Origin of the sequence: Methylobacterium aquaticum, assembly GCF_001043915.1 — a bacterium.
Classification (GTDB): domain Bacteria; phylum Pseudomonadota; class Alphaproteobacteria; order Rhizobiales; family Beijerinckiaceae; genus Methylobacterium; species Methylobacterium aquaticum.
In genome coordinates this window covers 1-24,006 of the sequence record NZ_LABX01000144.1, presented here as the reverse complement: position 1 = coordinate 24,006, position 24,006 = coordinate 1, and the positions used below count along the sequence as shown (strand labels likewise).

Genomic DNA, 24,006 nt, shown 5'->3' with positions numbered 1-24,006 from the left:
TGGAGGGCGCCGGCGCCGGCGGGGCCGAGCTGAAGACCCGGATCCTCGAGATGCCGGTCTTCTACGACGATCCCTGGACCCGCGAGACGCTGATGCGCTTCCGCGAGCGCCACCAGGATCCGGGGGCCACCGATCTCGAATACACCGCGCGGATCAACGGCTACCCGGACGTGCCGGCGCTGATCGCCGCGCATGCCGGCTCGCCGTGGTTCGTCTCGATGGTCGGCTTCGTCGCGGGCCTGCCGTTCCTCACCCAGATGGTCGAGCGCGCCAAGCAGATCCAGGCCCCAAAGTATCTCCGCCCGCGCACCGATACGCCGAAGCTGACGATCGGCCATGGCGGCTGCTTCGGGGCGATCTACTCGGTGCGGGGTGCCGGCGGCTACCAGATGTTCGGCATCACCCCGATGCCGATCTACGATCCGTCGCAGACGATCAGCTACCTGCGCGACTTCATGATCCTGTTCCGGCCGGGCGACATCGTGAAGTTCCGGCCGGTCGGGCGCGACGCATACGACGCCGCGGTGGAGGAGGTCGAGACCGGCCGGTTCACCCCGCTGATCCGCGAGGTCGACTTCTCGCTCGCCGCGTTCCAGGCCGATCCCGCCGGCACCAACGCCGCGCTCCTGGGGGTGCTCCATGGCTGAGGCAGCTTCCATGATCGAGATCGTCAAGCCCGGTCTGTCGACCACGGTCCAGGATCTCGGCCGGCCGGGCTACTACCATCTCGGCATCCCGCTCTCAGGGGCGATGGACCGGGAAGCCCTGATCGCCGCCAACCTCCTCGTCGGCAACGACGAGGGCGCGGCCGGGCTCGAGGCGGTGTTTCTCGGGCCGGAGATCCGCTTCACCGCCGACACCACCGTGGCGGTGACCGGGGCCGAGATGCCGCCGAGGCTCGACGGGGTCGAGCAGCCGGGCTGGACCGCCTTTCCCGTCCGGGCCGGGCAGGTCCTGTCCTTCGGCTTCCTCAAGGCCGGCGCGCGGGCCTATATCGCGCTGTCGGGCGGCATCGACGTGCCGGTGGTGCTGGGCTCGCGGGCGACCTACGCGCTTGGCGCGCTCGGCGGCCACGAGGGAAGGGCGCTGAAGGCCGGCGACCGGCTCGCGGTCGCGCCCGGGCGCCCAGCGGGGGAGGGGCGCAGCCTCCCGGCGGCTTTGCGGCGCAAGGCCGCGCCGGTGTTGCGGATGCTGCCCGGCCTCTACGACCACCGGGTCACCGAGGGGGCGACCGAGCGGTTTCTCAACGACACCTGGAAGGTCGCGCCCGAGGCCGACCGGATCGGCTACCGTTTCCGCGGCGGGCACCCGCTCGACTTCGTTCCCCGCGAGCCGCCTTTCGGCGCTGGCTCCGATCCGTCGAACATCGTCGACAGCTGCTACCCCTACGGCTCGATCCAGGTGCCGGGCGGCACCGAGCCGATCGTTCTGCACCGCGACGCCGTGTCGGGGGGTGGCTACTTCATGATCGGCACGGTGATTGCAGCGGACATGGACCTGATCGGGCAGTTGCAGCCGCACCAGCCCGTGCACTTCGCCCGCACCGACATGGCGGGGGCGCTGGCGGCGCGGGCGGAGAATGCGGGGCGGCTCGCCCGGATCCGCGACGCCCTGGCGTGACCGGGGTGACCGAAGGTCATGAAGCAACCCGGAGACCTCGTCTCCGGGGCGTCACCGTTGCGCTTGCTCGCGCGAAGACGAGTGCGCTGAAGATCAAGTCTTCGCGCACTCCCGTGCAAGAGTGGGGCGCCGGAACGCCGTCTACTGCACTGGCCTGAGCCGGCAAGCCGACACGGGCCTCGACATCCGGGCGGGACAGGGCAGGAGGAGGATCGGGTGATGCGAACCGCGTTCTCGACCGCGCACGCCGAACCGGCGGAGCGCAAGCGCGCCTGGAGCGAGGCGGTCAGCCGGACCTACTTCCCGCTCGAACTGGCCTTTCGCCCCGGCCCGGCCTTCTCCGGCGCCCTCGACGTCTGGAGCCTCGGCGAGCTCTCGATCTCCCGCAACGTCTCGGATGGCGTAGTCTACCGCCGCCACGCCCGTCACCTGCTCGACGCCCACGACGAAAGCTTCCTCATCACCGTGCCGGAGCGGGCGGAGGTGAGCTTCCGCCAGGACGGCCGGGACGTGCGCTGCCGGCCCGGCGCGTTCCTGATCGAGCGCAGCCACCTGCCCTACGAGTTCGCCCATGCGGAGCCGAACGCCCTCTGGGTGCTCAAGGTGCCGAGCCCCGTCCTGCGCGCCCGGATCGGGGCGCCCGAGCGGCTCGCGACCCTGAGCTTCGACGCCACGCAGGGCGTCGGCGCCCTCTTCGTCGACATGCTGCGCCTCACCGCGCCGCGGGTCGATGAACTGGACGAGGCGGCGCGGGCCCTGGCCGGGCGCCACCTCGTCGATCTCCTGGCGCTGGCAGTCGAGGCCGACCCGCGCACGCTCGGCAGCCAGGCCTCCTCGGTCCAGGGTGCACACCTGCACCGGGTCGAGCGCTACATCCGTGCCAACCTCGCCCGCGCCGATCTCGGGCCGCAGGGCATCGCCGAGGCCTGCGGGCTGTCGGTGCGCTACCTGCACCAGCTGTTCGAGACGCAAGGGACCAGCGTCTGCGGCTTCATCCGCCGCCAGCGGCTGGCGATGTGCGACGAAGCCTTGCGCGACCCGGCCTGCCGCCGCTCCCTGTCCGAGATCGCCTATCGCTGGGGCTTCGGCGATCAGGCCCAGTTCAGCCGCCAGTATCGGGCCGAGTTCGGCTGCACCCCGCGGGAGGCGCGGGCAGCGGCGCGGGGGTGAGAGGATTCGGGCGCGATCATGTCCGGATTCTCCGACGCGTGAAGACAATGCCGGTTGATCGACCCTTTGCAGGGTCATCCCGGGCGCCGCTGCGCGGCTCCGGAATGACGAAGCGCACTTGTCATACCAAAGGTCGTTGAAACCGACCTTCGGTGCCGGTCTGGAGTTTTCGCCAAGCCCAAGGTCCCGGACATCTGGGCTTGGCATCGACAAGTCGAGAGTGGGTCGACGGCTGCGTCGATCTCGGGCCTGCCCGAGATCGAATGGATGCGTCAGCATCTTCGGCCGTTGGTTTAAAGGGCGCGATTAGATCCGCATCGAAATGACAAACTCACAGCGAGGAGGCCTTCCTTTGCAGAGCCTGCGCGTGGCCGTCGATGTCGGCGGCACCTTCACCGATATCTGCATCATGGACGAGGCGACCGGGCTGATCCGGATCGAGAAGACCGCTTCGTCGCGCGATCCGATCGACGGCATCCTGGCCGGCGTCGACAAGGCCGGCATCGACCTGACCCGGGTCGCGCTGTTCTCCCACGGCACCACGGTGGCGACCAACGCCCTCATCACCCGGCGCCTGCCGCGCACCGCCATGGTCTGCACCGCGGGCTTCCGCGACGTGATCGAGATCAGGCGCGCCAACAAGGAGGATCTCTGGGACACCTACAAGGACGTGGTGCGGCCCTACGTGCCCCGGCGCGACCGCCTCACCGTGCCGGAGCGGATCGACGCGCAGGGCGCCATGGTCACCCCGCTCGACGAGGTGGAGGCGCGCCGGGTCGCCAAGATCCTTCGCCGCCGCGAGGTCGCCGCGGTCGCGGTCTGCTTCATGAACGCCTACGTCAACGGCGCCAACGAGCGCCGGATGAAGGCGATTCTGGAGGAGGAGCTGCCCGGGGTGCCGGTCTCGATCTCGTCCGGCGTGCTGCCGGAGATCTTCGAGCACGAGCGCTTCTCGACCACCGTGGTCAACGCGGCGCTGAGCCCGGTTGTCGTCGACTACACCACCCGCCTCGGCGAGCGCCTGCGGGACGGCGGCTACGACCGCGACCTGCTCCTGCTGCATACCGGCGGCGGCGTGATGACGCCGGGCAGCGTCAAGGACTTCGCGGCGCGGCTCGCCGGCTCGGGCATCGCGGCGGGCGCCATCGCCAGCCGCCACATCGCCGGCCTGTGCGGCTACGCCAACTCCATCGGCCTCGACATGGGCGGCACCTCGACCGACGTGTCGCTGGCCTATGAGGGCCAGTCGCGGGTGACCAAGGACTGGCACATCGAGTTCGGCTACCCGATCCGCTTCGCCTCGATCGAGGTCCTGACCATCGGGGCCGGCGGCGGCTCCCTCGCCTGGACCGACGAGGCGGGGTCCTTGCGCAACGGGCCGCAATCGGCGGGCGCCTTCCCGGGCCCGGCCTGCTACGGCAACGGCAACCGCCAGCCGACCAACAGCGACGCCAACGTGGTGCTCGGCCGCCTCGGCACCAGCCTCGCCGGCGGCAAGATCACCCTGGATCAAGGTCTGGCGGCCGAGGCCGTGCGCGAGGGGGTGGCCGAGCCCTTCGGCCTGTCCCTGCCGGAGGCCGCCGACGCGATCCTGCGGGTCGCCAACGCCAACATGTCGGACGCGGTGCGGCTGATCTCGATCAGCCGCGGCTACGACCCGCGCGACTTCGCCCTCGTGGCCTTCGGCGGGGCGGGCGCCCTGCACGGGGTCGACATCGCCCGCGAACTGGCGATTCCGGTCGTGATCGTGCCGCCCAATCCCGGCGTCACCTCGGCGCTCGGCTGCCTCCTCGTCGACATCCAGCACGACTTCTCGGAGAGCTACCTCGTCGGCGCCGCCGAGGCCGACCCCGCGCAGATCGAGGCCGAGTTCGGCCGCCTCGAAACGGAGGCGCTCGCTCGCCTCGCCCACGAGGGCGTGGCCGAGGCCGACATCGTGCTCCAGCGCAGCATCGACATGATGTACCAGGGCCAGTGGCGCTCGCTCGCGGTGCCGGCGCCGCGGCCGATCGGGGCGATCGCCGACCTCACCGAAGCGTTCCACCGCCACCACGAGCGCGAATACAATTTCCGCCGCGACGACGCGCCGGTCGGCTTCTTCCGCCTCAACCTCAAGGCGGTCGGTGTGGTGCCGAAGGCCGCGCTCGCCACTCACGAACTCACCGGCGCGACTCCCGAACCATCGAGCCGCCGCCCGGTCTGGTTCGAGGGCGCCGCCCACGACACCCCCGTCTACGATCGCGCGAGCCTCCCGGCGGGGTTCAGCCTCGCCGGCCCGGCGGTGGTCGAGCAGGTCGATTCGACCGTCCTGGTCCCGCCCGGCACCCGCGCGGAAGTCGACCGCTACCTGAACATCCTGATCCGGGTGAAGGAGTGACCGCCATGGCCGAGACCCTCGACCCCGTCACCTTCGAGGTGCTGAAGAACGCCTTCATCACCAGCGTCGACCAGATGGCCGAGCAGATCCTGCGGACGTGCTACTCCTTCGTGATCTACAACCGCGACTTCTCGAGCGCGCTGCACGACGCGAGCGGCCACTCGGCGGCGCAGGGGAACCAGGACATCGCGGTCCATGTCGGCACCCTGCACTTCACCTGCCAGGACGTGATGCGGGCATTCGCCGGCGACATGCATCCAGGCGACGTCTACGCGATCAACGACCCCTATGCCGGCGGCACCCATTTCTCCGACGTGCGGCTGATACGGCCGATCTTCGCCGACGGCAGGATCATCGCCTTCAGCCAGTCGAACGGGCACTGGTCCGACGTCGGCGGCAGCGTGCCGGGCTCGTTCGACGTCACCGCCCGCGACATGTTCCGCGAGGGCCTGCGCATCACCCCGGTGCGGCTGTTCTCGAAGGGCCGGTTCTGCGCCGACGTCGCCTGCCTGATCGCCGCCAACACCCGCGACCCGGCCTCGATCATCGGCGACATCCAGGCCCAGGCCGAGGCGACCCAGGTCTGCGAGCGCGAGATCCTGCGCCTCGTGGCGAAGTACGGCCGCGAGACCGTCGAGACGGGGCTCGCCGCCGTCCAGGACTACGTCGAGCGCGCGGTGCGCCAGCGCCTCGCGGCGCTCCCCGACGGCGAGTGGGAGACGGTCGACTACATCGACCGCGACCCGAGCGGGCCGGAGGGCATGATCCCGATCCGGATCAAGATGACGATCCGGGGCGAGTCGGTCACCTACGACTTCACCGGCAGCCACCCGACCATCGGATCGATCTACAACTCGGCCTTCGGCGCCACCTTCTCGGCGGTGGCGGCGGGCATGAAGACCTTCTTCCCCGACCTGCCGCTCAACAGCGGCTTTTACCGCGCCTTCTCGATCATCGCCCCGGAGGGCTCGATCGTCGACGCAAAGTGGCCGGTCGCCGTGACCGGCTATCTGATGCCGTTCGAGAAGATCATGAACGCGATCTACGAGATGTGGTCGCGGATCATGCCCGAGCGGGCGATCGCCTGCGCGTTCAACCTCGAATACCTGCTCACCGGCGGCCGCGACGGGCGCCGGCCCGACAAGCCGATCTACATGTTCTACGACTGGCTGCCCGGGGGCTGGGGCGGGCGCAACGGCAAGGACGGCTGCAACGTCACCACGGCGTGTTTCGGCACCGGGCTGATGTCGCAGCCGGTCGAGGGCCAGGAGCGGGCGAACCCGATCCTGACGACGGAATACGAGATCCTGACCGATTCCCCCGGGCCCGGGCGCTGGCGCGGCGGCGCCGGGGTGCGCAAGACCTCGGTGATGCTGGAGGCCGAGGGCAGCGTCATCTCCTACATCTGCGACCGCGAGCGGGCGGTGGTCTGGGGCATCGAGGGCGGCCTGCCGTCGATGCCGCACGGGCTCTCCCTCACCCGGGCGGGGCAGGCGGAGGAGTGGCTCGGCTCGGTCTTCTCCGACGTGGCAATCGGCCCCGGCGACATCTTCAGCCGCCCGACCGCCGGTGGCGGCGGCTTCGGCGATCCGCTGGAGCGCGATCCCGCCAAGGTCGTCGAGGACGTGGCCGACGACTACGTCTCGGTCGCCCGCGCCGCGAAGGATTACGGCGTGGTGATCCGGGTGATCGACGCCGACTTGTGCCGTTACGAGGTCGATGCCGCGGCAACGGAGGCCCTGCGGGCCGAGATCCGCGGCCAGCGCCGGGGCTGGCTCGCCACCGATCCCGAGCACGTGGCGGAGGAGTACCGGGCCGGGCGCCTCGACACCCTCGACGTGGTGCGCCGCTACGGCGTCCTCCTCGACTGGGACAAGGGCACCCTGCTGCCGCGATCGACCGCGCAGTTCCGCGAGCAATTCGCCAAGCGTTCGGCGGCGTCGTGGCGCGATGCCTGAGCTGCGGCGGTGCCTGCCCATGCGGTGGGCAGGCGTAGCTCAACATTCCCTCAAGTCCTCGCGTTGACAGTTGATACCGAGTTCATAAACTGTTCACTGTCTGCAGTTGTTGTATTCATAAGCAGACAGTTGGTTTTCGATCCGCCCCGGCGCTCTCGCCCGCAGGAGGAAGACCCTTCATGTCCCGCATATCGGAGACGAGCGCCGTGCAGAGGCTGATCGACGCGTTGAGCTTGTCGGATCAGGTGAGGCACTACTTGCTGGACGCGCTGACCTCCGGGCGCCTGCGCCCGGGCGACCGCATCAACGAAGCGGAGCTGGCCCGGACCCTCGGCATCAGCCGCAACCCGGTGCGGGAGGCGGTCTCCGGGCTCGCCCAGCGCGGCTTCCTGGTCTCGGCGCCGCGGCGCGGCCACTACCTGCGCCGGTTCACGCCGCAGGACGTCGACGACGTGTTCTCGTTCCGGATCTGCGTCGAATCCTTCGCGATCCGCCAGGCCCTGCCGCGGATGCGCCGGCCCGACCACGACGACCTCGCGCGCCTCGTCGAGCGGATGATCGCGGCGGCCCGGGCGGGACGCCTCGCCGAGCTGCACCAGGCCGATATGGCCCTGCACCGGCGGATCTGCGAATTGTCGGGCAACCGCCAGACCCTGCGGGCGCATGAGGGCATCGACACCGAGGTGCAGATGCTCATCGCCTACGTCGATCTCGAGCGCGAGCCGCCGCTGCAATCGGCACTGGCCCATATTCCCATCGTCGAGGCGCTGGCTTCCGGCGATGTCGAGCGCTCGGTCGCGGCGATGCAGCACCATCTCGAGACGACCTGGGCCTTCGTCCACCGGATGTACGGCCGGAGCGGCCGCGGCGAGCCGCTGGTGAGCGCCGAGGATGCACCGCATCCCACCCGGAGGACACGCGGATGAAGTTCGCGCCGAACCGGCTCTATATCGAGAGCTACGCCAAGTGCCCGAATTGCGGCATCCTGCTCTACGAGAACCCGGCTAACGAGGCGCCGGACACGGTGCGGGCGAATGGCCGGATCTACTGCTCCGCCTGGTGCGTGACCTGGGAGGCGGAGCGGGAGGAACGGCGGCGGGAGACGGCCGGGACGGAGACGTGACGCAATCTCTGCGATCATCGCTAAGATAAACCGAGTTGCTTTGATCGATGAATGGACTCTGCTCTGATTTTGCGGAATGAGGCGCGCCTCCCTGTCCCGTGCGGGAGAGGGGACCCGGCAGTTCTTGGTTAGACTGGCACATCGGGCGAGACATCGAAACTCAACTTCTTCCGCGGCCCGCCGGGCCGCGACCGGGCGCGGCTGCCTGGCCCCGCCCCGGCGAGACGCGACCGAACCGGAGTTGGCCGGCGCGCCCGGCCTTTGCAGGAGGACACGATGACGGGCAAGCGGATCATCGGCGCGGTGCTGGCCACGGCCCTCGCCCTCGGGGCACGGCCGGCGGCGGCGGCCGACGGCATCACCATCGGGCTCGCGGTGGCCTTCTCAGGCTGGATGGAAGCCTATGACGGCGAGGCCGCCAAGATGGCCCAGCTCTGGATCGAGCAGACGAACCAGAAGGGCGGCCTCCTCGGCAAGCCGATCAAGGTCGTCACCGCCGACACCAAGACCGACCGGGTCGAGGGCGCCAAGGTCGGCAAGCAGCTGATCGACCAGGGCGCCAACCTGCTGCTGGTCTCGGCCGATTACGATTACGGCGCCCCGGCCGCGCTCCAGGCCCAGAAGGCCGGGGTGGTGTCGGTCTTCATGGGCGCCTCGGACCCGAAGGCCGGCGTGATCGGCGTCGGTGCCTATTCCTTCACCGCCAACAATGCCGGCCAACTCGAAGGCGCCGTCATGGCCGGTTGGGGCTACGCCAAGAAGGGCGTGCGCAAGGGCTACATGCTGGTCGACGAGACCATCGAGTACAACAAGTCGGTCTGCGCCGGCTACGAGTGGAACTTTCCCACCGTCGGCGGCAAGGTCGTCGGCCAGGACACTTTCAAGGGTCTCGATCCCACCATCAACTCGCAGATCACCCGCCTCAACGACGCGATCCGGACCGGCGGCGTCGACCACGTGATGCTGTGCTCGACCAATCCGGGCGCGGCGAGCGCGGTGCGCCAGCTGCGCGCCGCCGGGGTTGCCCTGCCGGTGTTCAGCGCCACCGCGATGGACGGCACCTACTGGCTCAACTCGACGCCGGGCCTGAAGGATTTCTACCTGCCGGTCCAAGCGCTCACGGTCGACGACCCGCGTCCCCCGGTGAACGAGCTGACCGCGGCCTACGCCAAGAAGTACGGCAAGCCGCCGACGACCCAGTACGCCTACCCGATCTACGCCTATCTCGACCTCTGGGCGAAGGCGGTGACCGCGACCGGCACCACCGACGCCGCCAAGGTGGTGGCCGAGCTGAACAAGGCCGACAACGCCCCGACCATCCTCGGCCCGCGCACCTTCACGCCGAAGCTCCACATCCAGACCAAGATGCCGATGATCGTCGTCTCCTACGCCGACGGCAAGGAGAGCCCGGTCGAGGAATGGACCATCAAGGAGACCATTCCGGACGCCGTCCTCTATCGGCTGAAGAAGTAGCCGGCTCCTCCGACCCAGGGGAGGTCATCCCATGCAGCACGCCTACCTCGAACCGGCGGTCAGGGGCGTCGATCGCTCCTTGACCAACGCCTCGGACTTGTCCGCGGACGGTCTCGTGGTGCGGTTCCAGGGCCTCGCGGCGATCTCGAACGTCAGCCTGACCCTGCACCGCCACGAGGTGTTTGGCCTGATCGGCCCGAACGGCGCCGGCAAGACCACCCTGGTCAACTGCCTCACCGGCTTCCAGCGCCCGACCGAGGGACGGGTGCTCCTCGGCGCGGCCGAGACGGACGGCTGGGACGCGGCACGGTTCCGCGCACGCGGCGTCGCCCGCACGTTTCAGGCCGGACGGCTGTTTCGCGACATGAGCGTGATCGAGAATGTCGAGGTGACGGGGGCGGGGCTCGGCCTGACGCTCCGCGCCGCCCGCGAGCACGCCAGGGCGATGCTCGACTGGATCGGGCTCGCCGACAAGGCGGCGCTGTCGGCCGGCGCGCTCGCCTATACCGACCAGCGCCGCCTCGGCATCGCCCGCGCCCTGATCCTGTCGCCGGCCTTCGTGCTCCTCGACGAGCCGGCCGCCGGCATGTCGGACGCCGAGTGCGAGGAACTGATGGAGCTCGTCGCCTCGATTCCTTCGACCTTCACCTGCGGCGTGCTGCTGATCGAGCACAACATGCGGGTCGTGATGGGCATCAGCCATCGCATCCACGTTCTCGACGGCGGCCGCACCCTGGCGGAGGGCACGCCCGAGGAGATCCAGCGTCACGAGGCGGTGATGGCCGCCTATCTCGGCATGGAGGCCTGAAGATGGCGCCGCTCCTCTGCGTCGAGACCATCCACGTCCGCTACGGCGACCTCGTGGCGCTCCGCGGCGTCTCCCTCACCGTGGCCGAGGGCGAGGTCGTCTGCATCATCGGGCCGAACGGCGCCGGCAAGTCGACGACGATGGCGGCAATCGCCGGCGGCGTCGTCCCGCATGCCGGCGACATCCGGCTCGATGGCGCCAGCATCCGGGGCGAGCGGCCGGAAAAGATCGCCCGGCTCGGCGTCTCGCTGGTACCGGAGGGGCGCCACATCTTCGGCACCCTGACGGTGGACGAGAACCTCGCCATCGGCGGCCAGCTCCGGGGCGACCGGGCGGCGGCGCGGATCGACCGCGAGCGCATCCTGTCGCTGCTGCCGCGCCTCGGCGAGCGCCTGCACAGCCCGGCCGGGCGCCTGTCCGGCGGCGAGCAGCAGATGCTGGCGGTGGCCCGCGCGGTGATGACCCGGCCACGCCTGCTCCTCGTCGACGAGCCGTCGCTCGGCCTCGCGCCGAAGATCATCGACCAGATCTACGAGATCCTGCTCGACCTGCGCCGCCACGCCTCCCTCACCCTGCTCATCAACGAGCAGAGCTCCACCCGCATCCTCAAGCACGCCGACCGCATCTCGGTCCTGCGCGGCGGGCGCATCCAGCTCGAGTGCCGGGCCGCCGACCTCAAGGACGGCGAGGCGATCCGGCAGGCGTATTTCGGCTTCGGCGAGCGGACGGCCCAACCGGCGGAGGCGAGCGCGTGATCCCGTTCCTGCAGAACCTCATCGATGCGATCAGCCTAGGCAGCATCTACGCCCTGGTGGCACTCGGCATCGGGCTGCTGTTCGGCATCCTGCGGCTCATCAACTTCGCACACGGCGACTTCATCACGGTGGGCGCCTACGCGCTGATCGTGCCGTCCGCCGACGTCACCGCGCGTCTCCTCATCGGCGCCTGGCCCTGGCCGGTGATGATCCCGACGATCTGCCTCATCGTGATCGTGGCGGCGCTCCTCACCGACGCCCTGGTGTTCCGGCCCTTGCGCCGCGCCTCCTCGCCGACCCTGATGATCGCCTCCTTCGCGGTCAGCTACATCATCCAGAACGGCGTGCTGGTGGCCTACGGCGCGCGGCCGAAGGCGGTCGACCTGTGGAGCGGCGCCAACAGCCAGATCCTGATCGGAGAGCTGCGGGTGCCGATGCTCCAGCTCGTCACCCTGGTGGTGACCCTCGCGCTGATGGGCGGCCTGACGCTGTTCCTCAAGAAGACGCCATACGGCATCCAGATGCGGGCGGCCGCCGAGGATTTCCGCATGGCGCAGTATCTCGGCGTGCGCGGCAACCTGGTGATCGGCCTCGCCTTCGCGATCAGCGGCATCCTCGCCGGCGTGGTCTCGCTCCTCACCACCACGCAATCCGGCTCACTCAGCCACATGATGGGCGTGCCGCTCGCCCTGTTCGCCTTCGTGGCGGTGGTGGTCGGCGGCATGGGCAGCCTGGTCGGGGCGGTGGTCGGCGGCTTCACCATCGGGCTCATCGTCACGATGCTCCAGGCCTATCTGCCGCCGGACCTGCGCGCCTTCCGCGATGCCTTCGCCTTCGCCTTCGTGATCCTGGTCCTGCTGGTGCGCCCGAGCGGCCTGGTGCCGGCCCGCAGCACGATCGAGCGCGTCTGATGGAGACCGCGATGCGCCTCCTTGCCCGCCACCAGACGCCGCTGCTGCTGATCCTGCTCCTCGGGCTGATCGCAGGCTTCAGCCTCGTCGGCGGCGACGCCGTGCAGGTGACGCTGACCGAGATGTTCATCCGGGTCGTCGTCGTCGTCGGATTGTTCGTCTTCATCGGCAATTCCGGCATCATCTCCTTCGGCCAGGTTGGCTTCATGTGCATCGGCGCCTACGCGGCGGCCTGGGCCACCGCAGAGCCGTCGTTCAAGCAGATCATGCTGCAGGGCCTGCCGGTGCTGCTCCAGGAGAACCAGCTGCCGTTCTGGGCCGCGATCCTGGGCGCGACCCTGCTGCCGGCCGTGGTCGCCTTCGGGCTCGGGCTGGCGATCATGCGGCTGTCGGGAACGGCGGCCTCGATCGCCACCTTCGCCTTCCTCATCATCGTCAACAGCGTCTACGCCAACTGGGATTCGGTCACCGCCGGCGTCAGCTCGATCGTCGGCATCCCGACGGTGGTCGGCCCCTGGACCGCCTACGCCTTCGCAGGCGTCGCGATCCTGGCGGCCTACGGGTTCCAGGTCTCGCGCTTCGGCCTGATGCTGCGGGCCTCCCGCGACGACGAGGTCGCGGCGCGCGCCTCTGCCGTGACGGTGGTGCGGATGCGGCTCGTCGCCTTCGTGCTCAGCGCCGCGATCACCGGCATGGGCGGCGGGCTCTACGCACAGTTCCTCGGCATCCTGACGGTGGATCCGTTCTATCTCAGCCTGTCCTTCATCACGATCGCCATGCTGGTGGTCGGCGGCCAGGCAAGCCTCACCGGCGCGGTCACCGGGGTCGTCGTGGTGACGGCGGTGGTCGAGGTGCTGCGCCTCCTCGAACGCGGGATCGCCGTCGGCCGGACCACCCTGGCCTTGCCTGCCGGCAGCCAGGAGATCGGGCTCGGCCTCGTCATGGCGCTGATCCTGATCTTCCGCCCCAACGGCCTCAGCCGCGGGCGTGAGCTCGTCCTGCCCTCGACCCGGCCGGTCCCCGCCGCCACGGTCGACCTCGCCGCCCGCCCGAAGGCGGCGTCGTGACACTCCGGAGGATGCCCGTGACCGAACCCGCTTGGACGGCCGGCGCCGCCTATCTCGACGGCCACTTCATGCCGATCGCCGAGGCCGCGATCCCGATCACCGATTGGGGCTACCGCCGCTCCGACGTCACCTACGACGTCGTCGGTGTGCGCGACGGCGCCTTCTTCCGGCTCGACGACCATGTCCGGCGCTTCCGCGCCTCAATGGAGACCTTCCGGCTCAAGCCCCCGGAGGACGACGCGGCGATCAAGCGGGTGCTCCACCGCTGCGTCGCCCTCGCAGGCCTGCGCGACGCCTACGTGGCGATGGACTGCCTGCGCGGCCGCCCGCCCGCCGGGGCGCCCTACCACCCGGCCTATGCCCGCAATTACCTCGCGGCCTTCGCCCTGCCGTGGATCTCCCTGGTGCGGCCGGACGTGATGGAGCGCGGTGCCCATCTGGTGGTGGCCGAGACCCTGCGCATTTCGACCCGCTCGGTCGACCCGCGGGCGAAGAACTTCCACTGGGCAGACCTGACCCGCGGCCAGTTCGAGGCGCATGACCGCGGCGCCGATTTCTGCGTCCTCCTCGACGAGGCCGGCCACGTCACGGAAGGACCGGGCTTCAACCTGTTCGTCGTCGCCGACGGGCGCCTCGCGACCCCGGATGCCGGCGTGCTCGAAGGGCTGACGCGCCAGTCGGTGATCGAACTCGCCCGCGAGATGGATCTCGCCGTTGCGGTCCGGCCGGTCACCGTGGCGGAACTGCGCGACGCCGACGAGATCCTGCTCGTCACCACTGCCGGCGGGATCATGCCGGCCTCGCGCATCGACGGGCGCATCATGGGCAACGACCGGCCCGGCCCGGTCTTCCGGCGCCTGCACGACGCCTTCTGGGACAAGCGCGCCGCCGGCTGGCACGCCACCCCGGTCGACTACGCCTCGATCCACGCCTGACCAAGCACCGCCTGACGAAGGAGGACGCGCCCATGGCCTACCGTCTCGGCATCGACATCGGCGGCACCTTCACGGATTTCGTCGCCTACGATGAATCCGGCCGGGCGCTGCGAGCCTGGAAGAACCTCTCGACGCCCCACGACCCGATCCAGGGCATCATGACGGGCCTGCGCGCCTTCGGCGACATCCCGGCGATCCGGGCGATCCGGCTCGGCACCACGGTGGCGACGAACGCGCTCCTCGAGGGCAAGGGCGCCCGGGTCGCCTACGTGACGACCCGCGGGTTCCGCGACGTGCCGTTCATCGGCCGCGGCAACCGGCGCCACCATTACGACCTCGCCTGGGTCAAGCCGAAGCCGTTCGTGATGCGGCGCGACGCCCACGAGGTCGACGAGCGGGTCGGCGCCGACGGATCGGTGCTCCAGCCCCTCGACGAGGCGGCGGTGGCCGACCTCGCCGAGCGGCTCGCGGCCGAGGGCGCGGTCGAGGCGGTCGCGGTGGTGCTGCTGCACTCCTACCTCGCGCCCGAGCACGAGCGGCGCATCAAGGCGATCTTCGCCGAGCGGCTGCCCGGCCTGCCGGTCTCGATCTCCTACGAGGTGCTGCCGAAGTGGAAGGAGCATTTCCGCGCCTCGACCACGATCTGCGACGCCTTCATCAAGCCGGTGGTCGGCCGCCAGCTCGGGGCGATGCGCCGGCAGCTCGCCGAGCAGGGCGTCGCGGCGGGCATCGTGGTGATGCGCTCGAACGGCGGCGAGATGAGCCTGGATGCCGCCGTCGCGCAGCCGATCCAGATCGCCGTCTCCGGGCCGACCGGCGGCGTCATCGCTGCCAAGCGGGTCGCCGCGCATCTCGGCCTGCCGAACCTCGTCACCCTCGATATGGGCGGCACCTCGACCGACGTCTCGACAGTGGTGGATGGGCAGGAGAAGTTCACCACCGATTTCGAGATCTCCTGGGGCCGGCCGATCCAGGTCCCGATGATCGACATCCGCACCATCGGCGCCGGCGGCGGCTCGATCGCCCGGATCGATGCCGGGGGCATGCTGGTGGTGGGTCCCGAGAGTGCCGGGGCCGATCCGGGGCCGGCCTGCTACGGCCGGGGCGGCAGCCTGCCCACCGTCACCGACGCCAACGTCGTGCTCGGCCGCATCGGCGCCGCCAACTTCCTCGGCGGCACCATGGCGCTCGATGCGGCGGCCGCCCGCGCGGCGGTCGACCCGATCGGGCAGGCGCTCGGCCTCTCGGTCGAGCAGGCGGCGCTCGCCATCGTGCGGATCGCCAACAACAACATGGTGGGGGCGCTGCACACGGTGCTGACCGAACAGGGCCTCGATCCGCGCGACTTCGTCCTCGTCGCCTTCGGGGGCGCCGGCCCGCCGCATGTCAGCGACCTGATGAGCGAGGCCGCGATCCCCCACGGCCTCGTGCCGAATTGTCCGGGCCAGTTCTCCGCCTTCGGGTTCACGATGGCGGATGCACGGGTCGACCGCGCCCGCACGGTGCAGCTCACCTCCCGTGCCTTCGACCGTGCCCGCGCCGCTGCGGCGATGGGCGACCTCGTCGCCGAATGCCGGGCCGAGCTCGCCGCGCAAGGCCATCCGGAGGTCGCGATCCGGCGCAGCGTCGAGATGCGCTATCTCGGCCAGAACTACGAGCTGGAGATCCCGACCGAGGCCGATTCCTTCACCGAGGACGAGGTCGCCGCGCTGCTGGCGACCTTCCACGCCCAGCATGAGGCCCGGTTCGGCTTCCGCCTCGACGACCCGATGGAGATGGTCAACTTCCTGGTCACCGGCACCGCCCGCACCGGCGACCTCGACTTCCCCTCGATCCCGGAGGCCGACGGCCCGGCTCTGCCGCGCGGGCGGCGCCCGGTCTGGTTCGGCGACGGCTTTGCCGACACCCCGGTCTATGCCCGCGACGACCTGCGGGCCGGCCACGGCATCACCGGGCCGGCGCTCGTCGAGGAGGCGGCCTCGGTCACGGTGCTCGATCCCGGCAAGAGCCTGACCGTCGACCGCACCGGCAACCTTCTGATCACCGCCTGAGCACGGGAGCCCCCACCATGGACATGGTCTCGCTCAACATCGTCGGCGGCATCCTGGTCTCGATCTGCCGCGACATGGGGGTGACGCTGATGCGTACCTCCTACTCGACGATTTTTTCGGAGTCCCTCGACTTCACCTGTGGCCTCGCCCTTCCGACCGGCGAGCTGGTCGCCACCGGCGATTTCTGCCCCTCGATGATCGGCGGCATGCCGCTGCTGCTGCGCTCCTGCGTCCAGGAGATCGCGCTCGCCGACCTGGAGGAGGGCGACGTCCTCGTCCACAACGACCCGTACCGGGGCGGCCTGCACACGCCGGAGCACACCTTCTTCAAGCCGGTCTTCGTCAAGGGCAGCCTGATCGGCTTCTCGGTCGCGATCGGGCATGTCTGCGAGGTCGGCGGCATGGCGCCGGCGGGCTTTGCCGGCGAGGCGACGGAGGTCTTCCACGAGGGCCTGCGGGTGCCGCCGGTCAAGATCAAGCGGGCGGGGCGCGACGTCGACGACGTCTGGCGCCTGATGCTCGCGAACGTGCGCACGCCGCGCTACAATTACGGCGACTTCCGCGCCCTCATCGCCGCCACCGATCTCGGCGAGCGGCGCATGGCCGATCTCGTGCGCAAGCACGGGGTCGCCGCCTTCCGCGAGCACGTCGCGGCGCTGATGGACTATTCCGAGCGCCGGATGCGGGCAGAGATCGAGAAGATCCCGGACGGACGCTACGTCTTTACCGATTGCATGGAGGATGACGGCATCGAGGACCGGGCCTTCACCATCCGGGCCGAGGTGACGGTGACGGGCTCCGACCTCGTGGTCGATTATCACGGCTCCTCGCCGCAGGCGAAGGGTCCGATCAACGGCACCCTCGGGGTCGCCTACGGGGCGGCCTACAACGCGGTGCTCCAGCTCACCGATTCGACGATCCCGAAGAATTCCGGCTGCTTTCGGCCGATCCGGGTGCTCGCCCCGCCCGGCACGGTGGTGAACGTGAACTTTCCCGGCCCCTCGGTCGGCGGCAACACCGAGACCCATTGCCGGATCGCCAATTGCGTGATGGGCGCGCTGGCGCCAGGCCTCAAGGAGCGCTCGGCGGCGACCGACGGGGCGACGCACAGCAACTTCCTGTTCGGCGGCACCGACCCGGCCACCGGCGAGTTCTTCTGCTGCTACGACCTCACCCCGGTCGGCTGGGGCGGCCGCAGCTTCGCCGACGGCAACGACGCGGTCGGCGGCATCAACGGCAATTGCCCGCACATCCCGGTCGAGGTGTTCGAGTACCGCTTCCCCTGGCACGTCGAGGAGTTCCGCCTCGTCGACGGCTCTGGGGGACCCGGCACCTTCCGGGGCGGCCTCGCCCTCTCGAAGACCGTGCGCAGCACCGGCACGCCGATGACCTTCAGCTACATGAGCGACCGCCAGAAGGTCAGCCCCTGGGGTCTCCATGGCGGGCACGACGGCGCGAAGGCCGAGCTCCTGATGATGCGGGCCGGCAGCGAGGAGTGGCTCACCGTCACGCAAGCATTCGGCAAGGTCTCGCCGAGCAAGTTCGCCAACGTGCCGATCGCCCCCGGCGACCGCATCCGCATCAGCTCCCCGGCCGGCGGCGGCTGGGGGCCGCCGGAGGCGCGCGACAGGACCCGCGTCCGCGACGACCTTCTCGATGGGTTCATCACGCCCGAGCAGGCCCGCACCGTCTACACGGCCGGCTGACCGCCGCCTCGCGCCGATCACGGAGACGTCCCCGATGACCCTTCTGCCGAACTCGCGCCCTGCTACACCTCGTCGAGTCGCAATGAAACCATTCCGGTCTTCGAAAACTTGATGGCCTCCTGTGGTATCCATCGCATTACGTGGGTTTCGAAACCTCCGAGAAACTGATTTACACCTGCACTTCCCCGAAACAGCCCGTCGTGCCGCTGGCTCAGAGCCTGTCTGCGTGCGTCTACCGGTCCCGCCATCTCTCTCCTGAGAGATCCACAGGGGATCCGCCTGGTTGGGCGGGGAGAGATCAGATGTGGACCGACCGACATCGGGCGCGCCACGAGACGCGCCTGAAGGATGTCGTTGCTCCGACCGGCCTGGACGAGATGGCTCGCGTCCTTGAGCGCGCCGATCCGCCCCGCAGCCCGAACGCGACGCCCGCGCGCAAGATCGTCGCGGCGATCGCCTGGCATGTGCGGGTCCGGGGGCGCCTGGCGGGCCCTGCCAGAGAGCGTCGTGCCCTGGCGCACGGTCTACGGCTGGTTGCGGCACTGGATCGAGAAACGGTTGTTCGAGATCCTGATGCGGGCCCTCGCCCGCCGCCAGCGGCGACGACACGCTGCCGGCGCTGGATGCCGGCAAGAAGCCGTGGCCGAGCCTGCGCCTGGCGCTCCTGGATGGGGCCTTCACGGCCAACGCTGCCAGGAGTGGTGCCACTGGCACGGCATGGGCCATCGCGTCGTCGAGACGCAGCCCGACCAGAAGGGCTTCGTCGCGCTCGAGCGGCGCTGGCTGGCGGAGCGCACCTTGGGATGGTTGAGCCATTGAGGCGGCTTGCTGCGCGAGCGCGCCGGGCGCCTCGATGTCGCGACCGGACGCCTTGCCTGCGTCGCCTGCCTGATGGCGCTCAACGCTCTCAACAATCAAGAATAGCATAAACCGCTCAAGCAGGCGCTCAGAACTGGAGAGCAACCGTGAAGGTGATCCGGTCGTCCGTTGGCAGACGGTCGGAGCGCTCCGAGCGGCCGTATTCCACGCTCGCGCTCAGGTTCGTGAAACTCGCCTGCGGCGCCGCCCCGAGCCGGATTCCCACTCCGTAGGACGCGCCTCGCACCATCGCCCGCTCCAACGCGGTCGGCCGCTGCTGGCGCACCATCCCGAACGCACCGAACCCGTAGGGGCTCGCCACCACCGCCCCGGCCGTCTCCTCGCCCGCGGCCAGCCCCGTCCCGAGTTGCCCCGGCCATTCGATCAGGCGGAACGGCAGGTTCACCGGCAGCACGAAAGGCAGTTGCAGTTCGCCCCGCACCACGTAGCCCTCGTCGCCCTGGAACAGGCCCGCATCGAAGGACGACAGGCCGCTGAGGGTCGCGAGGCCGATCTGCTCGGAGCGCGGCAGTGCCTGGTTGAACGAAGTCTGGCCGCGCGCCCGCAGGTCGAGCGTCAGGTGCTCGGCCAGCGGCTGCGTATAGCTCAGGCTCGCCTCGAGCTTCTGGAAGTCCGGCCGCGCGCCGAGCCGCGACAGGGGCGCCAGATCCGAATCGGGCGCGGGCGGCCGGCGGGCGCCCAAGCCGTCGATGCCGAACGAGCCGGTCAGCCGGCCGGTGACGACGCCCTCGGTGTCCAGGAACCACAGGACGTCCGTGCTGGCTCTCGCGATGCGCAGCCGGTCGAGGGAGAACGGCGCCTCGACCGGCACGATCACCGTCTGGCGTTCTTCCTGCGCGTCGAAGGAGCCCTCGGCGTTGAGGGTGAAGGCCCGGGAGCGTATCAGGGGATAACGCAGCCGTGCCGAAAAGCGCGAGAAGTCCGAGGTGAAGCCGAGCGTGGCGACGTTCGCCCGGGGCGTCGTGCGGGCGTCGGTGGCCTCCAGGTTGAGGGTGAGACCGTCGGTGCCGAGCGGCAGGACGAGGCCGGCGGCGAGCGACCGGTTGCGCGGCTCGGGGTCGAAGAAGCTTGCCCGCCCGCCCGGATAGAACGCCCCGCCGCCGCGCAGGTAGAGCAGTTCCCCGTTCCCGGTCGGCGAATTGAGATCGAGGCCGACATTGGTGGTGATGCCGCCGATCGCTGCCGAGATGGTGTTGTCGGCCCCCACGCTCCCCGTCACCGGCTTGTAGCGGGCCTCGACCACCAAAACGGTGCCGCCGGGAATGCTGCCCGGCGCCAGGGTCGAGCGCAGCACCGTGCCGGGGGTGTCGCCGGCCAGAAGCAGGGCGCGCTCCAGCACCGAGAGCCGCAGGCCACGCTGTCCGGCGAGAGGGCCGAGCACCGCGGCGACGCGCGCGCGGATCTCAGGGGGCAGGGCGGAGACGTCGATGCGCTCGACGAGGCCGTCGAGGACGACGAGGCGCAGGTCTGCGCCGTCGGCGAGCCGCTGGGCCGGCAGGACGATGCGGACCAGCGGATAGCCGGCGGCGATGTAGGCCTGTTCGAGGTCGCGGGCGACGGCGAAGAGCTCGGCGGCAGTACTGGTGCGGCCGGCGAGGGGCTCGACGATGGCCCGGGTGGCGTCGGCGAGGTCCGGCAGGGTGCCATCGACCTGGACGGCGCGCACGCGCACCGAGAGGCGCTCGGCGCCGGCGGGGGCATCGAGGCCCGGCCCCTCCGGGATGAGGAGGCTGCCCCCCTGGCTCTGCAGGGGCGGGCGGAAGCTCTGCGGCGTGATCTGCGAGGCAGTCTGGGCCAGGGCGTGACCGACGACGAAGAAGGACGCGGCGAGGAGGCCGAGCCGGCGTCCCGCGCGGGCGCCGAGGATCGCCGGAGGCGCGATCCGGGGCACTCGCGATTCGGCGATAGGATGCGTCATGCGCGAACTCTCGAAACGCGGCCCGGGCGACAGCGCGATCCCCGCACGTCGCAAGGGAAGGCGGCCCTGGCTGCCGAGCCCGATTGGCGGATTGATTTGGTTAACACAAGGTAAATATCAGCGACGCGCGCCCGTTCGCGCGCGCGCGAGGGCCGTTTCGAGACATGCCGCACATTTCCCTTGCGGCCGACCGGCGCGACAGGCGGCGTCACAGGTTGAGGAGCCATTCCTTCACCTTCCGGACGTCGGTCTCGGGTGTCGCCGGCGAATCGCCGTCCGCCCTCGCGCGCGTCTGCGCTGCAAGCCGCCGCAGGTCGCGCGGTCCCATGCCGTAAGTCGCCTTGAACAGCCGGCTGAAGGCCGAATCGTTCACGAAGCCGCAGTCGCGGGCAATGTCCCGCACCAGGCGGGCATCGTGCCCGGGATCCTGAAGCAGCGCCCGTGCCCGCGCCAAGCGGGCCTGCGTGATCGCCGCGGCGACACCCCCGACCGGCTCCAACAGACGGTAAAGCGAGGCACGGGAGATCCCGAAGCGCCGTCCCAGACTGTCGGGCCCGAGCCGCGGATCGGCCGCATCCTGCTCGATCGCAGCCTGGATCAGGCGCCGCCGCCCGGCCCGCAACGCCGCGCGGGCCGCGACGCGCCCGTCCGGGGACGGCCCGGCCACCGCCGCGACCAAGGCCGCCGAGGCGGTCGTCGCGGCCTCGGCCTCGGCCCGGCCCATCGCGGGTGCCTCGCTCCGGAGCGCGAGGAGATGCGACGACAGGAGGTCAACCATGCCGGTGCCTCGGCGCAGCACCAGTCCGTGCAGGATCTCGATCCGCTCGACCAGCGGCAGGACGAGGTCGCGCCGGATCGTGAGGGACAGGTTGCTGATCGCGGGCGCTCGGATCGCGAAAGGCCGGGTGAGATCCAACACCAGCACGTCGCCTTGCCGGATCGCGAGGAGCCGCCCCTCGACGTCGCAGGTGTAGTCGTTATGAAGGTAGACCATCGTCATGATGTCGTCGAGGCCGGATGCCGCGATGACCTCGCGGGGGCGCAGCAAGGCGCTGCGCGGCGCCACGGCGCCGCTGAGATACATGGCTCCGAAATGGTCGGCCTCGATCCGGGCCGAGAAGTCGGCATGGTCTCCCGGCTCGGGCAGTTCCCAGCGCACCACCGGAGCGGCGACGCACCGCATCGCCTCGTAGGCGTCCCGTGCGCCGCGCGGGATCGTCGACCGCAGCCGGAGAACCGGCGCGCCATCTGTCGGAAGGTAATGTGCAGCCGTCATGGCAAGTTCGTGAAACACGCAGCCGGCGAAGGCCGATCGAAGAGGTTCGTGGGGCCCGCGGTCGAAGTGCACCTCACGAAACTTCCGCTGCGCAGACGCCGCCACATCGAACGACGCCGGCGACGGGGAGTTTCGTGCGAGACACGAAGTCGATCCGGACGTGTTCTCCGGCCGCGCCGAGCGTAGCACAGATTGGCTCGGCGTCGAACATGCGACGAAATGCCTCGAAGCTGAAACATCGAAGCCAAAAGATACTATCTTGGGTTGTGTTATCTCGCCAAAAATTGGCGTTTGACAGCCTGAACAACCCGAGGCTCCCCAATCGCCACCGTGATTCGCTCAACCTTATACTCCACGGGAGCTTGAGAGCTTGATACTGCCGAAGGGGTATATGCGTAGTCGCCACCGGTAAAATGTGTGGAACAGCTCAGCCTGGAATGTGCAGGGCGTATCAATGCTGTCCGGCCGTGTGGCGGAGCCCGGATTGCCTGTGTTAGCTCGGCGCTACGCTTCACAAATGGCGTGAAATACTCCCCTGTGTGCCGGACGACTGATATGACATGACGCGGATCGTGCCACCTCTGCTGAGCGCGCCGACCCCGGGTCGGGCGACCGGGACGGCAAGGCGGAACGGGTTCCGGCTGTCGCCACCGAGCGGTGGCGCGCGAGCGCTTACGGCCCGCTGACCAGATCGCGTCGGGCTCCGGCAGTCCGACGCCGTCATCTCCTCCGATCGCGAGCCTACCGATGAAGCACTGCCTGCTCGCCGCCCTCCTCGCCACCACGGCCCTCGCGACGATCGCGCCCGTCCGCGCCCAAGGGCTGCCGACCGGCGGCAGCGTGGCGTATGGCGGGGTCAGCATTGGCCGGCCGCAGGGCGGCGCGATGACGATCACGCAATCGAGCCAGAACGCGATCGTCAACTGGCAGGGCTTCTCGATCGGTCGGAACAACCGCGTCGACATCCGGCAGCCGAACGCCTCCGCGGCGATCCTCAACCGGGTCACCGGCTCGACGCCCTCGACCATTGCCGGCCAGCTCAACGCCAACGGGCAGGTCTACCTCGTCAACCCCAACGGCATCACCATCACGCGGACCGGGAAGGTCAACGCCGCCGCCTTCGTGGCCTCGTCGCTCGACATCGCCAACGAGGACTTCAAGGCCGGCCGGCGCCAGTTCCGGGGCTCGGGCGCCTCGGCGCGGGTGACGAACCGGGGCGCGATCACGATCGGGCGGGGCGGCTACGCGGCCCTGCTCGGGGGCGAGGTGCGCAATGCCGGCACGATCCGCGTGCCGATGGGCAAGGTGGGGTTGGGTTCGGGCGAGCGGGCGACGCTCGACCTGTCGGGCGACGGCTTCCTCCAGGTGCAGGTGCCGACCGCCAAGGCGGGCCGGGGCGCGCTGATCCGACATTCGGGCACGATCTCGGCCGAAGGGGGGTCGGTGACGCTCTCGGCGGCGGCGGCGCGGGACATGGCGCGCCACGCGGTGAGCATCTCCGGCGTGGTCGAGGCGACGAGCGTGTCGGGCCGGAACGGCCTGATCACGCTGTCGGGTGGCGACGGGGCGGTGGTGGTCGGCCCAAAGGCGCGAGTGGCGGCGTCGGGCACCGGCAGTGAGGCGGGCGGCCGGGTCCGGATCAGCGGCCGGACGGTGTCGGTGGCGGGGCGGGTCGAGGCTTCGGGCGCGACGGGCGGCCGGGTGCGGATCAAGGCGCAGGAGCGGTTCGCTCTCACCGGCACGGTGGCGGCTCTGGGCAGCACGGGCCGTGGCGGCCGGGTGGTGGCGACGGCGCGGGGCGTGGCGCTGAAGGGCGCGACGGTGGACGTGTCGGGGGCCACGGGCGGCGGGACGGTGCGGCTCGGCGGCGGGCGGCAGGGCCAGGGGCGGCTCCCGCCCGCGCGGCCGGGGCGCGTGGATGCGGGCCGCACGATCCGGGCGGCCGCCACCGCCTCGGGCAACGGCGGCGACGTGGTGGG

The 24,006-nt window shown here is 70.2% G+C and carries 19 protein-coding genes; 17 read left to right on the top strand and 2 right to left on the bottom strand.

Annotated features, from left to right (window positions below):
- The 16 genes from VP06_RS18530 to VP06_RS38180 form a co-directional block, all read left to right on the top strand.
- The coding region (locus tag VP06_RS18530) for a 5-oxoprolinase subunit B family protein (protein ID WP_048465263.1) at nt 1-647 on the top strand (647 nt) is incomplete at its 5' end.
- Nucleotides 648-657: 10 nt separating this feature from the next.
- The gene (locus tag VP06_RS18525; RefSeq protein ID WP_245291231.1) at nt 658-1,620 is read left to right on the top strand and encodes a 5-oxoprolinase subunit C family protein; all 963 of its coding nucleotides are present in this window, start codon (nt 658-660) and stop codon (nt 1,618-1,620) included.
- A 219-nt stretch (nt 1,621-1,839) separates the two neighbouring features.
- Entirely contained in the window at nt 1,840-2,790 is a 951-nt protein-coding gene (locus VP06_RS18520) for an AraC-like ligand-binding domain-containing protein (protein WP_048465261.1), read from the top strand.
- 352 nt (nt 2,791-3,142) lie between these two features.
- Nucleotides 3,143-5,167 carry a hydantoinase/oxoprolinase family protein gene (locus VP06_RS18515; protein ID WP_048465260.1) on the top strand — a complete coding sequence of 675 codons (2,025 nt, stop codon included), beginning with the start codon at nt 3,143-3,145 and terminating at the stop codon, nt 5,165-5,167.
- A gap of 5 nt (nt 5,168-5,172) precedes the next feature.
- On the top strand, nt 5,173-7,125 hold the full coding sequence (locus tag VP06_RS18510; RefSeq protein WP_048465259.1) for a hydantoinase B/oxoprolinase family protein: 1,953 nt from the start codon (nt 5,173-5,175) through the stop codon (nt 7,123-7,125).
- 179 nt (nt 7,126-7,304) lie between these two features.
- Nucleotides 7,305-8,051, top strand: coding sequence for a GntR family transcriptional regulator (locus VP06_RS18505; protein ID WP_053081905.1), 747 nt, complete (start codon nt 7,305-7,307; stop codon nt 8,049-8,051).
- Nucleotides 8,048-8,248: a hypothetical protein gene (locus tag VP06_RS18500; protein ID WP_048465258.1), complete on the top strand. Its 201-nt coding sequence runs from the start codon at nt 8,048-8,050 to the stop codon at nt 8,246-8,248. The genes VP06_RS18505 and VP06_RS18500 overlap by 4 nt, the downstream gene beginning before the upstream one ends.
- A 276-nt stretch (nt 8,249-8,524) precedes the next feature.
- Nucleotides 8,525-9,721, top strand: coding sequence for an ABC transporter substrate-binding protein (locus VP06_RS18495; protein WP_048465257.1), 1,197 nt, complete (start codon nt 8,525-8,527; stop codon nt 9,719-9,721).
- A gap of 31 nt (nt 9,722-9,752) precedes the next feature.
- Nucleotides 9,753-10,529 carry an ABC transporter ATP-binding protein gene (locus tag VP06_RS18490; protein WP_048465256.1) on the top strand — a complete coding sequence of 259 codons (777 nt, stop codon included), beginning with the start codon at nt 9,753-9,755 and terminating at the stop codon, nt 10,527-10,529.
- Nucleotides 10,530-10,531: 2 nt separating this feature from the next.
- The gene (locus VP06_RS18485; protein ID WP_048465255.1) at nt 10,532-11,284 is read left to right on the top strand and encodes an ABC transporter ATP-binding protein; all 753 of its coding nucleotides are present in this window, start codon (nt 10,532-10,534) and stop codon (nt 11,282-11,284) included.
- Entirely contained in the window at nt 11,281-12,195 is a 915-nt protein-coding gene (locus VP06_RS18480; RefSeq protein ID WP_048465254.1) for a branched-chain amino acid ABC transporter permease, read from the top strand. The genes VP06_RS18485 and VP06_RS18480 overlap by 4 nt, the downstream gene beginning before the upstream one ends.
- Nucleotides 12,196-12,206: 11 nt before the next feature.
- Nucleotides 12,207-13,262 (top strand): branched-chain amino acid ABC transporter permease, encoded by a 1,056-nt coding sequence (locus VP06_RS18475; RefSeq protein ID WP_245291230.1) that lies wholly within the window; start codon nt 12,207-12,209, stop codon nt 13,260-13,262.
- Between the two features lie 11 nt (nt 13,263-13,273).
- Complete coding sequence (locus tag VP06_RS18470) at nt 13,274-14,197, top strand: branched-chain amino acid--2-keto-4-methylthiobutyrate aminotransferase (protein WP_048465252.1); 924 nt, start codon at nt 13,274-13,276, stop codon at nt 14,195-14,197.
- Between the two features lie 32 nt (nt 14,198-14,229).
- Nucleotides 14,230-16,248 carry a hydantoinase/oxoprolinase family protein gene (locus VP06_RS18465; RefSeq protein ID WP_048465251.1) on the top strand — a complete coding sequence of 673 codons (2,019 nt, stop codon included), beginning with the start codon at nt 14,230-14,232 and terminating at the stop codon, nt 16,246-16,248.
- A gap of 17 nt (nt 16,249-16,265) precedes the next feature.
- Complete coding sequence (locus tag VP06_RS18460) at nt 16,266-17,954, top strand: hydantoinase B/oxoprolinase family protein (RefSeq protein WP_048465250.1); 1,689 nt, start codon at nt 16,266-16,268, stop codon at nt 17,952-17,954.
- Between the two features lie 462 nt (nt 17,955-18,416).
- Nucleotides 18,417-18,773, top strand: a complete 357-nt coding sequence (locus VP06_RS38180; RefSeq protein ID WP_048465249.1) for a transposase — start codon at nt 18,417-18,419, stop codon at nt 18,771-18,773.
- Nucleotides 18,774-18,900: 127 nt separating this feature from the next.
- Here the strand turns inward: VP06_RS38180 and VP06_RS18450 are convergent, their stop codons facing one another.
- Both VP06_RS18450 and VP06_RS18445 read right to left on the bottom strand, forming a co-directional pair.
- The gene (locus VP06_RS18450; protein ID WP_082167481.1) at nt 18,901-20,751 is read right to left on the bottom strand and encodes a ShlB/FhaC/HecB family hemolysin secretion/activation protein; all 1,851 of its coding nucleotides are present in this window, start codon (nt 20,749-20,751) and stop codon (nt 18,901-18,903) included.
- Nucleotides 20,752-20,959: 208 nt separating this feature from the next.
- Complete coding sequence (locus VP06_RS18445) at nt 20,960-22,027, bottom strand: helix-turn-helix domain-containing protein (RefSeq protein ID WP_048465248.1); 1,068 nt, start codon at nt 22,025-22,027, stop codon at nt 20,960-20,962.
- A 747-nt stretch (nt 22,028-22,774) separates the two neighbouring features.
- Here VP06_RS18445 and VP06_RS18440 point away from each other — a divergent pair.
- On the top strand, nt 22,775-24,006 hold a 1,232-nt coding region (locus VP06_RS18440), incomplete at its 3' end, for a two-partner secretion domain-containing protein (protein WP_048465247.1).

Bases quoted from the DNA above. Each gene is read 5' to 3' on its own strand.
- VP06_RS38180 (WP_048465249.1), top strand. From the start codon at position 18,417: ATGTGCGGGTCCGGGGGCGCCTGGCGGGCCCTGCCAGAGAGCGTCGTG.
- VP06_RS18505 (WP_053081905.1), top strand. From the start codon at position 7,305: ATGTCCCGCATATCGGAGACGAGCGCCGTGCAGAGGCTGATCGACGCG.
- VP06_RS18490 (WP_048465256.1), top strand. From the start codon at position 9,753: ATGCAGCACGCCTACCTCGAACCGGCGGTCAGGGGCGTCGATCGCTCC.
- VP06_RS18445 (WP_048465248.1), bottom strand. From the start codon at position 22,027: ATGACGGCTGCACATTACCTTCCGACAGATGGCGCGCCGGTTCTCCGG.
- VP06_RS18475 (WP_245291230.1), top strand. From the start codon at position 12,207: ATGCGCCTCCTTGCCCGCCACCAGACGCCGCTGCTGCTGATCCTGCTC.
- VP06_RS18500 (WP_048465258.1), top strand. From the start codon at position 8,048: ATGAAGTTCGCGCCGAACCGGCTCTATATCGAGAGCTACGCCAAGTGC.
- VP06_RS18510 (WP_048465259.1), top strand. From the start codon at position 5,173: ATGGCCGAGACCCTCGACCCCGTCACCTTCGAGGTGCTGAAGAACGCC.
- VP06_RS18525 (WP_245291231.1), top strand. From the start codon at position 658: ATGATCGAGATCGTCAAGCCCGGTCTGTCGACCACGGTCCAGGATCTC.
- VP06_RS18485 (WP_048465255.1), top strand. From the start codon at position 10,532: ATGGCGCCGCTCCTCTGCGTCGAGACCATCCACGTCCGCTACGGCGAC.
- VP06_RS18495 (WP_048465257.1), top strand. From the start codon at position 8,525: ATGACGGGCAAGCGGATCATCGGCGCGGTGCTGGCCACGGCCCTCGCC.
- VP06_RS18450 (WP_082167481.1), bottom strand. From the start codon at position 20,751: ATGACGCATCCTATCGCCGAATCGCGAGTGCCCCGGATCGCGCCTCCG.
- VP06_RS18460 (WP_048465250.1), top strand. From the start codon at position 16,266: ATGGACATGGTCTCGCTCAACATCGTCGGCGGCATCCTGGTCTCGATC.
- VP06_RS18465 (WP_048465251.1), top strand. From the start codon at position 14,230: ATGGCCTACCGTCTCGGCATCGACATCGGCGGCACCTTCACGGATTTC.
- VP06_RS18520 (WP_048465261.1), top strand. From the start codon at position 1,840: ATGCGAACCGCGTTCTCGACCGCGCACGCCGAACCGGCGGAGCGCAAG.
- VP06_RS18470 (WP_048465252.1), top strand. From the start codon at position 13,274: ATGCCCGTGACCGAACCCGCTTGGACGGCCGGCGCCGCCTATCTCGAC.